The sequence below is a fragment of the Streptomyces misionensis genome, from assembly GCF_007896895.1.
Classification (GTDB): domain Bacteria; phylum Actinomycetota; class Actinomycetes; order Streptomycetales; family Streptomycetaceae; genus Streptomyces; species Streptomyces misionensis_A.
The window spans coordinates 38,131-49,433 of the sequence record NZ_VOGW01000191.1; the positions used below are offsets into that span (position 1 = coordinate 38,131).

Genomic DNA, 11,303 nt, shown 5'->3' on the forward strand with positions numbered 1-11,303 from the left:
GCTGGTGTGCGGCCGGTGCCCCGGCTGGTGGGGCGGCGGCAGCGGAGAACCCACTGCGTGCTGCATCCGTTGCCACTCCGTCTCGTACAGGCAGTTGGCTGCGGGGGCGGGCCCCGCTCCTTCCCGAACGGTACCGTCCCCGGCCGTCGTTCGGTGAAACGGGCGGGGGCGGTCCGAAGTGCCCGGCGGGCCGCGGAAAGCGGCGCGGCCCGCCGGAAGCGGGCCGCGCGAGGGGCCGCCCCGCAGCGCGGGGGCTACTCGCCCACTTCTCCGTAGGCGGCCAGCAGCACGGCCGGGTCGGGGCCCTCCAGGACGGTCGGCTTGGCGAGGCCGTCCAGGACGATGAAGCGCAGAAGGTCGCCGCGGGACTTCTTGTCGACCTTCATGTTCTCCACCAGCTTGGGCCACTGGTCGTAGCGGTAGTGCAGCGGGAGGCCGACGGATTCCAGGATCGCGCGGTGGCGGTCGGCGGTCGCGTCGTCCAGCCGGCCCGCGAGCCGGCCGAGTTCGGCGGCGAAGTGCATGCCGACCGCGACCGCGGCGCCGTGCCGCCACTTGTAGCGCTCGTTCTTCTCGATGGCGTGGCCGAGGGTGTGGCCGTAGTTGAGGATCTCCCGGCGGCCGGACTCCTTCAGGTCCGAGGAGACGACCTCGGCCTTCACCCGGATCGAGCGCTCGATTAGCTCGGCCGTGTGCGGACCGGCCGGGGTGCGGGCGGCCTCGGGGTCGGCCTCGATCAGGTCGAGGATCGCCGGGTCGGCGATGAAGCCGGCCTTGATGATCTCGGCGAGCCCGGAGACGTAGTCGTTGACCGGCAGGGAGTCCAGCGCCGCCAGGTCGCACAGCACACCGGCCGGCGGGTGGAAGGCGCCCACCAGGTTCTTGCCCTCGGCGGTGTTGATGCCGGTCTTGCCGCCGACCGCCGCGTCCACCATGGCGAGCACGGTGGTCGGTACGGCGATCCAGCGCACCCCGCGCAGCCAGGTCGCGGCCACGAAACCGGCGAGGTCCGTGGTCGCGCCGCCGCCCACGCCGACGATGACGTCGCTGCGGGTGAAGTGGGACTGGCCGAGCGCCTTCCAGCAGTAGGCGGACACCTCGGCGGTCTTGGCCTCCTCGGCGTTGGGCACCTGGATGGCGATGGCCTCGTAGCCCTGCTCGGCCAGGTCGGCGCGGAGCGCGTCGCCGGTCTCGGCCAGCGCCTCGGGGTGGATCACCGCGACCCGCTTGGCCTTGTCGCCGATCAACCCGCCCAGTTCGCCCAGGAGTTGCCGGCCCACCAGCACCTCGTAGGGGTCGGTGCCCGCGGTGCCGGCGACCTCGATCCGGGTGACTGCCTCGCTCATGCCTTCTTCAACTCCAGTGCGTCCAGCGCCGCTTGCGCGACCTCTTCGGGGGTGCGCCCGTCCGTCTCCACGACGGCGGTGGCGACCTCCTCGTACAGATGGCGCCGGGCCTCCATCAGCTCCCGCCACTGCTTGCGCGGGTTGACCGCGAGCAGCGGGCGGGCCACGTTCAGACCGGTGCGCCGCACCGCCTCCTCCACGCCCATGGAGAGGTAGACCACCCGCTGCCCGGTCAGCAGCGCGCGCGTGTCCGCGTCCAGGATCGCGCCGCCGCCGAGCGCGAGGACGCCCTCGTGCCCCGCGAGCGCGGCGGCCACGGCGGCCTTCTCCAGCGCCCGGAAGTACTCCTCGCCCTCGTCCACGAAGATCTCGGAGATGGTCCGGCCCTCGGCGGCCACGATGTCGTCGTCGGTGTCCCGGTAACCGCCGCCCAGCCGCTCGGCCAGCAGCCGGCCGACGGTGGACTTGCCCACGCCCATCGGGCCGACCAGGACGACCTGCGGGGCGGTCATCGGATCGCGAGGTTGTCGAGGTACGAGCGGACGTTGCGCCGGGTCTCGGCCACCGAGTCACCGCCGAACTTCTCGGCGACCGCGTCCGCGAGCACGAGGGCCACCATGGCCTCGGCCACGATGCCCGCGGCCGGCACCGCGGAGACGTCGGAGCGCTGGTGGTGGGCCTGGGCGGCCTCGCCGGTGGCCACGTCCACGGTCCGCAGGGCACGCGGCACCGTCGCGATCGGCTTCATCGCCGCCCGCACCCGCAGCAGCTCGCCGGTGGACAGGCCGCCCTCGGTGCCGCCCGCACGGCCGGAGACGCGCCGGATGCCCTCCGGGGTGGCGACGATCTCGTCGTGCGCCTTCGAACCGGGCACCCGCGCCAGCTCGAAGCCGTCGCCGATCTCCACGCCCTTGATCGCCTGGATGCCCATCAGCGCACCGGCCAGACGCGCGTCCAGCTTGCGGTCCCAGTGCACGTGCGAGCCGAGGCCCACCGGAACGCCGTAGGCCAGCACCTCGACCACACCGCCGAGGGTGTCGCCGTCCTTGTGGGCCTGGTCGACCTCCGCGACCATCGCCTTGGACGCGTCCGCGTCCAGGCAGCGCAGCGGGTCCGCGTCCAGCCTCTCCACGTCGGCCGGCGTCGGGTACACCCCCCGCGGGGCCTTCACCGAGCACAGCTCGACCACGTGGGAGACGATCTCGATGCCGGCCGTCTCCTTCAGGTAGGAGCGGGCGACCGCGCCGAGCGCCACCCGGGCCGCGGTCTCCCGGGCCGAGGCGCGCTCCAGGATCGGACGGGCCTCGTCGAAGCCGTACTTCTGCATACCCGCCAGGTCGGCGTGACCGGGCCGCGGCCGGGTCAGCGGCGCGTTGCGGGCGAGCCCGTCGAGGACCTCGGCGTCCACCGGGTCGGCCGACATGACCTGCTCCCACTTCGGCCACTCGGTGTTGCCCACCATGATCGCGACGGGCGAGCCGAGGGTCAGCCCGTGCCGGACGCCACCCAAAAAGGTGACCTCGTCGCGCTCGAACTTCATCCGCGCACCGCGGCCATAGCCGAGCCGCCGCCGCGCCAAGTGGTCCGCCACCATCTCCGTGGTGATCGGCACGCCGGCGGGAAGGCCCTCCAGCGTCGCGACAAGTGCGGGACCGTGGGACTCCCCCGCGGTCAGCCAACGCAGCCTGCTCAACGGTGCTCCTCAGTGTTCGCGCCCGGTACTGCCCTGCGTACGCGTGTCCTCGCGTGCGGTGACGGCGTGACCGGATGCGCGACGCCGGTCCGCCACCCCCGATCCTCCCACGTCCGGGGCGGCTGTCCGGCGCCCGGTCCAGCAGGCGGACGGGGGCCGGCCTGGTCAGCGGGCGGCGAGCGCCTGTTCCCCGGCCCGGCGCATGGCCTCCAGCGGCGCCGGGGCGCGGCCGGTCATCTGCTCGACCTGGAGGACGGCCTGGTGGACCAGCAGGTCGAGACCGCCGACCACGGCGCCGCCGTACATGGACCAGCGGGCCGCCAGCTCGGTGGGCCAGGGCTCGTAGAGCACGTCGAAGAGGGTGGCGGGGCGTTCGGGCACGGCGGCGGCGAGGGCGTCGGTGGTGCCCGCGGGGGTGGTGGCGATCACCAGCGGGGCGCGCAGCGCCCGCGCCGCGTCCGACCAGTCCGCCGTACGCACGTCCACGTCCAGGCGGCGGCCCCACTCGCGCATCTCGGCGGCCCGGGCCTCGCTGCGCACATAGGCGACGACCTCGCCGGTGCAGATCCGGGACAGGGCGGCGAGCGCGGAGGAGGCGGTGGCGCCGGCGCCGAGGATCGCGGCGGAGTCCACCTCCTCGACGCCGTGCTCGCGCAGCGCGGCCACCATGCCCGGGATGTCGGTGTTGTCGCCGCGGACGCGGCCGTCCTCGGTGAACACGACCGTGTTGACGGCGTCCACCGAGGCGGCCGTCTCGCTGATCTCGTCGAGCAGCGGGATGACCGCCCGCTTCAGCGGCATGGTCAGCGACAACCCCGCCCACTCGGGCCCCAGCTTCTCGAGGAAGCCGGGCAGTGCGGCCTCATCGACCTCGAAGCCGTCGTACGACCAGCCGGTGAGCCCCAGCTCCGCGTAGGCCGCCCGGTGCAGCACCGGGGAGAGCGAGTGGGCGATGGGCTGTCCGAGCACGGCGGCCCGGCGGGCGTCAGTTGCCCGAGGTGGCATTGAACTTGTCCTTGAGCTGCTGGAATTCTTCGTAGGTCTTGGCGAATTCGGTGTTGGTCGTGCCGTCGGTCGCCACGAAATAGATCCAGCCGTCGTGGGTCGGATTCAGCGTCGCCTTGAGCGCGTCCTCGCCGGGGTTTCCGATGGGACCGGGCGGCAGGCCCTTGTGCGTGTACGTGTTGTACGGGCTCTGGTTGCTGTTGATGTCCTTCTCGGAGATGTGGATATTGCTGGTGCCCTTGAGGTAGTTGTACGTCGAGTCGAACTGGAGCAGCTGGTTCGTCTCGGTGTTGGTGGGCTTCAGACGGTTGTAGACCACTTCCGCCATCTTGCGGAAGTCGTCGTGGGTCTTGCCCTCCGCCTGGACCAGGCTCGCGACCGTGACCAGTTCGAACGCGTTGTGCAGGCCCAGCGACCTCGCCTTGGCGTCCAGCCCGTAGGCGGCGTACCGCTCCTTGGCCTGGGCCACCATCTGCTTGAGGACCGTGTCCGGTTTCATGCCCTTGGCGGCCGCGTAGCTGCCCGGGAAGAGGAAGCCCTCCAGCGGGTCCTTGATGGTGCTGTCGTTCGAGACCCAGGACGGCAGACCGAAGGTCCGGTATTCCTTCGCGGCGATCTTCTGGGTCGTTCCGGCGGCCAGTTCGAGTTTCTTGTCGATGTCCTGGTAGACACCGGCGTTCCGCTCGCCCGGCCGCACCATCACATTGTTCTGGCTCTTCGGGTCGAGCATCATCCGCACGGCGCTGGCGGCGGACATCTCCTTTTTCAGGAGATAGGCGCCGGCCTGGATCGAGTCGCCGCCCGGTGTGGTCCCCTGCGCGTGCACGAAGGCCTCGGCGCTCTTGACGACTCCGGCCTCCTTGAGGCGCCGCCCGATGTCCCAGCCGCCGGCGCCCTTGGGGATCTCGACGGTCACCGTCTCGCCGGTGCCGTCGCCCGCGTAGTCCGGGGCCGGAGCGAAACGGTTCTGGTAGAACTTGTAGCCGTAGTAGCCGACCCCGCCGAGGCCGCCGCCGAAGACCAGGACGACGACCATGCAGGCGCAGCCGGTGCGGCGCTTCTTGCTCTTGACGGGCTTTCGGCCCTTGCCGGCGCGCCGCTCCGCGCGGCCGACCCGCTCGTGCGGCTCGTCGTCCTCGTCGTCATCGCCGCCGCCCGCGAAGAAGGCGTGCTCCTCCTCGTCGTCCACGGAGGGGTCCGGCTCGGGTTCGGCCTCGGGGCGCCTGCGGCCGGGCGGCTCCGGCGGCGGGTACGCGTCCTCGGCGGCGTAGAAGTCGGGCTGCTCGGCGCCGTAGGCCACCGGATGCTGCCCGTAGGGGTCGCCGGGGTCGGCGGCGTAGGGCACCTGGCCGTGGGTGCCGGTCGCGTCCCAGCCACCCTGATGGCCGGGCTCGGGGTGCCCGTCGGGCTGCGGGTGCTGGCCGGGGTACTGGGGGTCGTACGGGGTCTGGCCCTGGTCGGCGTAGTACGGATACGGCTGACCGTCGTAGCCGGGCTGGGGCATCTGCTGCCAGTCACCGTGCTGCGGCTGCTGCGGGTACTGCTGCTGCGTCCGGCCGCCGTAGGCAGCCTGATGACCGGCGTACGCCTGCTGCCCTTCCCATCCGCCGTCCCCGTACAACGGGTCCTGCGGATGCCACGGTTCGGAGCCTGGGCCCCGGCCATACTCAGTCATCGATCCCCTAGAGCCGCGAGGACGGCGGTCAGGCGGCCGGTGGGCCGGCTTCCGCTCCGCCTCTTGCTGTGCGGCGACTGTTCGAACACCGCCGCATCGCGCGGAACGTTACCGTATCGCGATCAGATGACCACTTCGACGCCCTCACCGGGTGCTTCACCTGACACCCGTTCGGATTCCAGGGCCTGCTGGAGGATGATCACGGCGGCGGCCTGGTCGATGAAGGCGCGGCCCTTCTTGGCCTTCACGCCCGAGGCCCGCAGCCCCTGGCCGGCCGTCACGGTCGTCATCCGCTCGTCCACCAGGCGCACCGGCACCGGCTTGATCCCCTCGGCCAACTCCTGGGCGAAGGCGCGGACCTTGACCGCGGCCGGTCCCTCGCCTCCCTTGAGGGAGCGAGGGAGACCGACGACGACCTCGATCGGCTCGTACTCCGCCACCAGCTGACGCAGCCGGCGGTGGGCGGCGGGGACGTCCCGGCCGGGGACCGTCTCCACCGGGGTGGCGAGGATCCCGTCGGGGTCGCACGAGGCGACCCCGATCCGGGCGTCCCCGACGTCGATCGAAAGCCGACGTCCTCTGCGCATTTCCGACCGTTTCCTTACTGAGCTATCACTTGGCGGTCTCGGCGACGAGACGCTCGACGGCCTCAGCGGCCTCGCCGACGGCGGCCGGGTTCTGGCCGCCGCCCTGGGCGACGTCCGGCTTGCCGCCACCGCCGCCACCGAGGGTCTTGGCCGCGGTGCGCACCAGGTCACCGGCCTTCAGACCGCGCTCGCGGGCGGCCTCGTTGGTGGCGATGACGGTCAGCGGCTTGCCGTTGTTGACCGTGAACAGGGCGACCACGGCGGCCCGGCCGCCCTGGATGCGACCGCGCACGTCCAGCACCAGCTTGCGCAGGTCGTCCGGCGTGGTGCCGTCCGGCACCTGACCGGTGACCAGGGCGACGCCCCGCACGTCCTTGGCGGACTCGGCGAGCCCGGCGGCGGCCTGGAGCACCTTCTCGGCGCGGAACTTCTCGATCTCCTTCTCGGCGTCCTTCAGCTTGCCGAGCATGGCGGCGACCTTCTCCGGCAGCTCCTCGGAGCGGCCCTTGAGCAGCTCGGTCAGCTGGTTGACGACCGTGTGCTCCCGGGCGAGGAAGTTGTAGGCGTCCACGCCGACCAGGGCCTCGATACGGCGCACACCCGAGCCGATGGAGGACTCGCCGAGCAGCTTGACCAGGCCCAGCTGGGCGGTGTTGTGCACATGGGTGCCGCCGCACAGCTCCTTGGAGAAGTCGCCGATGGTCACCACGCGGACCCGCTCGCCGTACTTCTCGCCGAACTCGGCGATGGCGCCCTGCTTCTTGGCCTCGTCGATGCCCATGACCTCGGCGTGCACGTCGAGGTCGCGGGCCAGCACCTCGTTGATCTTCTGCTCGACGTCGGTCATCACGGCCGTCGGCACGGCGGACGGCGAACCGAAGTCGAAACGGAAGCGGCCGGGCTGGTTCTCGGAACCGGCCTGGGCGGCCGTCGGGCCGAGGGCGTCGCGCAGGGCCTGGTGGGTGAGGTGGGTGGCCGAGTGGGCGCGGGCGATGGCCTTGCGGCGGCGCACGTCGATGGAGGCGTGGGCCTTGGCCCCGACGGTCACCTCGCCGACCTGGACGACGCCCTTGTGGACGTAGACGCCCGGCACCGGCTTCTGGCAGTCGCGGATCTCGATCACGGCACCGGAGTCGACCTTGATCCGGCCGGTGTCGCCGATCTGGCCGCCGCCCTCGGCGTAGAACGGGGTGCGGTCGAGGACGACCTCGACCTCGTCGCCCTCGGTGGCGGCCGGCGAGGAGACGCCGTCGACCAGGAGACCGACGACGGTGGACTCGCCCTCGGTGTCGGCGTAGCCGATGAAGTCGGTGGCGCCGGCGCTGTCGGCGATCTCGCGGTAGGCACCGAGGTCGGCGTGGCCGGTCTTCTTGGCCTGGGCGTCGGCCTTGGCGCGCTCGCGCTGCTCCTTCATCAGCCGCCGGAAGCCGTCCTCGTCCACGGCGAGGCCCTGCTCGGCGGCCATCTCCAGGGTGAGGTCGATCGGGAAGCCCCAGGTGTCGTGGAGCAGGAAGGCCTTCTCGCCGGAGAGGACGGTGCCGCCGGACTGCTTGGTCTCGGTGACGGCGGTGTCCAGGATGTTGGTGCCGGCCTTCAGCGTCTTGAGGAAGGCGTTCTCCTCGGCGACGGCGACCTTCTCGATGCGCTCGCGGTCGGTGATCAGCTCCGGGTACTGCTGGCCCATCATGCCGATCACGGTGTCGATCAGGTCCTTGACGACCGGACCGGTGGCACCCAGGAGACGCATGTTGCGGATGGCGCGGCGCATGATGCGGCGCAGCACGTAGCCGCGGCCCTCGTTGCCCGGGGTGACGCCGTCGCCGATGAGCATGACGGAGGTCCGCATGTGGTCGGTGACCACGCGCAGGGAGACGTCCGAGTCGTGCGAGTCGCCGTAGCGGACGCCGGTCAGCTCGGTGGCCTTGTCGATGACGGCCATGGAGGTGTCGATCTCGTACATGTTCTGCACGCCCTGCAGAATCATGGCGAGGCGCTCCAGGCCGAGGCCCGTGTCGATGTTCTTGCTGGGCAGGTCGCCGAGGATCTCGAAGTCGTCCTTGCCGGTGCCCTCGCCCCGCTCGTACTGCATGAAGACGAGGTTCCAGATCTCCACGTACCGCTCGTCGTTGACGGCCGGGCCGCCCTCGACGCCGAACTCGGGGCCGCGGTCGTAGTTGATCTCGGAGCAGGGACCGCAGGGGCCGGGGACGCCCATGGACCAGAAGTTGTCCTTCTTGCCCAGGCGCTGGATGCGCTCCTTGGGCACGCCGACGACCTCGTGCCAGATCTGCTCGGCCTCGTCGTCGTCCTGGTAGACGGTGATCCACAGGCGCTCGGGGTCGAGGCCGTAACCACCCTTGTCCAGGGAGCTGGTGAGCAGCTCCCAGGCGTACTTGATGGCGCCTTCCTTGAAGTAGTCGCCGAAGGAGAAGTTGCCGCACATCTGGAAGAACGTGCCGTGGCGCGTGGTCTTGCCGACCTCTTCGATGTCGGGCGTGCGCACGCACTTCTGGACGCTGGTGGCGCGGTCGAACGGCGGCTTGACCTCACCCAGGAAGTAGGGCTTGAAGGGCACCATGCCGGCGGGGACGAGGAGCAGAGTCGGGTCGTCCGCGATGAGCGACGCCGAAGGGACGACGGTGTGCCCGCGCTCCTCGAAGAAGCTCAGCCAGCGGCGGCGAATCTCGGCCGACTCCATCAGTGGTCCTCATTCCGGTTGTACGAGTACATCGGGGCTTCGATGTACTTCGGGTTGCTGCGGTTGTTCTCGATGGCGGCGAGCCGCCGGGGCGCGGGGAGCCCGGGGGCGTCCTCGATGCCGAGGGCCTCCTGGAGTTCCGCCTCCCGCTGGGCCATGTTGTCGCGGACGTCGGACGCGAAGCCGACCGCGCGGTCCTTCAGGCGCTGTCCGGTCTCCAGGGCCTTGTTGGCCGCGGTGGCGGCCAGGCTCTCCGGGGTCAGCTGCCGGATCTTGCGGTTGACCTTGGTGGTGGCCCAGACGCCGGCGGCGACGCCGGTCGTGAACCAGAACGTACGGCGGAACATCGCTCGGTCAGTCCCTCTTCCCGCGGGGGTTGCGCTTGCGTCGTGCGGCAGGGACCGTGCGGCCCACGATCACGGTACGCCGGGGCGACTTCTCGGGCACGTCCTCCTTGCGGCCGCCCAGCGCCCTGCGGACGCCGTAGCCGAAGGCCGCGACCTTGACCAGCGGGCCGCCGAAGGTGGAGGCGACGGTGGTGGACAGCGCGGACGCGTTCGAGGTGACCTCCTGGACGTCCGAGGCGATCGCGTCGACCCGGTCGATCTGGGTCTGGGCGGAGCGCACCGCCTGGGAGGCGTCCGCGAGCAGCGGGACGGCCTGGTCGGTCACGTCCGCCACGAGCTTGGTGGTCGCCTTGAGCGTCTGGGCCAGCCTCGCGAGGGCCACCGCGAGGAAGGAGACCAGGATCGCCCAGAAGACGGCCACCAGGATCCCGGCCACCTCGCCACCGGACACTGTGCGCACCCGCTCCCTGAAACGTGCCTGAGCAACGGAAAAGTCGTGCCCCGAGCCTATCGCGCCGGGGCGGCGGCTCCGTACCGGATTACCGGCGGGAACGGTGGAGTCACGGGAAGCGATTGTACGGAATGAACACGGTTCAGTACGCTCCGTGTCCCATGCGAGGTCCTCAGTGCCCAGAACCTTTCGCCGACGGCGAGCCGCCCCTCGAACTGACCAGATTCGTCGGGCGGGCGGCGGAGCTGGACGCACTGGCCGCGGCGCTGCGCTCGGCCCGGCTGGTGACGGTGACCGGGACCGGCGGGGTGGGCAAGTCCCGGCTGGCCGCCCGGCTCGTGGCGGACCAGGAGAGCGCGCACGGGTGGGTGGAGCTGGCCCCGGTGCGCGACGCGCAGTTCGTGGAGTACGCGGTGGCGGAGGCGCTGGGCCTGACCGACCACACCACCAGGTCGCCCCGCGAGGCGCTGCTGGAGCGGCCGGCCGGGCTGCCGCCGCTGCTGGTCCTCGACGGGTTCGAGCATCTGGCCGGGGCCACGGCCGAGCTGGTGGCGGAGCTGCTGCGCAGGCTGCCCGGGCTGCGGGTGCTCGCGGTGGGCCGGCGCCCGCTGGGGCTGGCGGGCGAGCGGCTGTTCCCGCTGGCGCCGCTCGGCCCGGACGAGGCGGTGGAGCTGTTCACGCGGCGGGCCCACGAGCAGGGAGTCACGGTGGCCGACGGTCCCGAGGTGCGCGAGCTGTGCCGGCGGCTGGACGGCATCCCGCTGGCCCTCGAACTGGCGGCGGGCCGGCTGCGCGCGCTGTCCCCCGCGCAACTGCTGGAGCGCCTCGGCGACCGGTTCCGGCTGCTGACCGGCGGCGGCCGGGACGCCCTGCCCCGGCACCAGGCGCTGCGCACGGCGATCGGCTGGAGCCATGAGCTGTGCACGCCCGCCGAGCGGCTGCTGTGGGCGCGGCTCTCGGTGTTCGCGGGGACCTTCGACCTGGAGGCGGTCGAATACGTGTGCAGCGGGGACGGGCTGGCCGCCGCCGACGTCCTGGACGTGCTGTCGGAGCTGCTGGCCCAGTCGGTGATCGCCCGCGAGGACGGCCCGGCGGGTCCGCGCTACCGGATGCTGGACACCGTAGGGGCCTACGGCGCGCTCTGGCTGGAGGCGGCCGGGGACACGGCCCGGCTGCGGCGGCGGCACCGGGACTGGTACCTGGGCCTGGCGGCTTGGTGCGAGCTGGAGTGGTTCTCGCCCCGGCAGCGGGAGGTGGCCGCGCGGGTCGCGGTGGAACTGCCCAATCTGCGCACCGCGCTGGAGTTCTGCCTGACCGAGCCGGCGCAGGCGCATCTGGGCCAGTGCCTGGCGGGGTCGCTGTGGTTCTGCTGGGTGGGCTGCGGGCGGCTGGCGGAGGGGCGGCGCTGGCTGGAGCGGAGCGTGGCGCTGGAGTCGGGTTACGAGCGGTCGCGGCTGAAGGCGCTGTGGGTGCTCGGCTACGTGGCGGTGCTCCAGGGCGA

The 11,303-nt window shown here is 71.8% G+C and carries 10 protein-coding genes; 1 reads left to right on the forward strand and 9 read right to left on the reverse strand.

Annotated elements, in window-relative coordinates; genetic code table 11:
- Positions 1-254 precede the first annotated feature (254 nt).
- The 9 genes from aroB to FRZ03_RS34720 all read right to left on the reverse strand — a co-directional run bounded on the left by aroB (position 255) and on the right by FRZ03_RS34720 (position 9,802).
- Positions 255-1,346 carry a 3-dehydroquinate synthase gene (aroB, locus tag FRZ03_RS34680; protein ID WP_146469028.1) on the reverse strand — a complete coding sequence of 364 codons (1,092 nt, stop codon included), beginning with the start codon at positions 1,344-1,346 and terminating at the stop codon, positions 255-257.
- A complete protein-coding gene (locus FRZ03_RS34685; protein ID WP_146469029.1) occupies positions 1,343-1,858 on the reverse strand; it encodes a shikimate kinase in 516 nt (171 codons plus the stop codon). The genes aroB and FRZ03_RS34685 overlap by 4 nt, the downstream gene beginning before the upstream one ends.
- Positions 1,855-3,039: a chorismate synthase gene (aroC, locus tag FRZ03_RS34690; protein WP_146469030.1), complete on the reverse strand. Its 1,185-nt coding sequence runs from the start codon at positions 3,037-3,039 to the stop codon at positions 1,855-1,857. The genes FRZ03_RS34685 and aroC overlap by 4 nt, the downstream gene beginning before the upstream one ends.
- 165 nt (positions 3,040-3,204) lie before the next feature.
- The gene (locus FRZ03_RS34695) at positions 3,205-4,044 is read right to left on the reverse strand and encodes a shikimate dehydrogenase (RefSeq protein WP_146469031.1); all 840 of its coding nucleotides are present in this window, start codon (positions 4,042-4,044) and stop codon (positions 3,205-3,207) included.
- The gene (gene mltG, locus FRZ03_RS34700) at positions 4,025-5,719 is read right to left on the reverse strand and encodes an endolytic transglycosylase MltG (RefSeq protein ID WP_146469032.1); all 1,695 of its coding nucleotides are present in this window, start codon (positions 5,717-5,719) and stop codon (positions 4,025-4,027) included. The genes FRZ03_RS34695 and mltG overlap by 20 nt, the downstream gene beginning before the upstream one ends.
- A gap of 122 nt (positions 5,720-5,841) precedes the next feature.
- Positions 5,842-6,306: a Holliday junction resolvase RuvX gene (ruvX, locus tag FRZ03_RS34705; protein WP_146469033.1), complete on the reverse strand. Its 465-nt coding sequence runs from the start codon at positions 6,304-6,306 to the stop codon at positions 5,842-5,844.
- Between the two features lie 25 nt (positions 6,307-6,331).
- Positions 6,332-9,004: an alanine--tRNA ligase gene (gene alaS / locus FRZ03_RS34710; protein ID WP_146469034.1), complete on the reverse strand. Its 2,673-nt coding sequence runs from the start codon at positions 9,002-9,004 to the stop codon at positions 6,332-6,334.
- Positions 9,004-9,351: a hypothetical protein gene (locus FRZ03_RS34715; protein ID WP_146469035.1), complete on the reverse strand. Its 348-nt coding sequence runs from the start codon at positions 9,349-9,351 to the stop codon at positions 9,004-9,006. Before FRZ03_RS34715 ends, alaS begins: the two co-directional genes overlap by 1 nt.
- A 7-nt stretch (positions 9,352-9,358) precedes the next feature.
- Positions 9,359-9,802, reverse strand: coding sequence for a DUF948 domain-containing protein (locus FRZ03_RS34720; RefSeq protein ID WP_146469082.1), 444 nt, complete (start codon positions 9,800-9,802; stop codon positions 9,359-9,361).
- A 161-nt stretch (positions 9,803-9,963) separates the two neighbouring features.
- On the opposite strand from FRZ03_RS34720, the gene FRZ03_RS34725 reads away from it, so the two are divergent.
- On the forward strand, positions 9,964-11,303 hold a 1,340-nt coding region (locus FRZ03_RS34725; protein ID WP_398661870.1), incomplete at its 3' end, for an ATP-binding protein.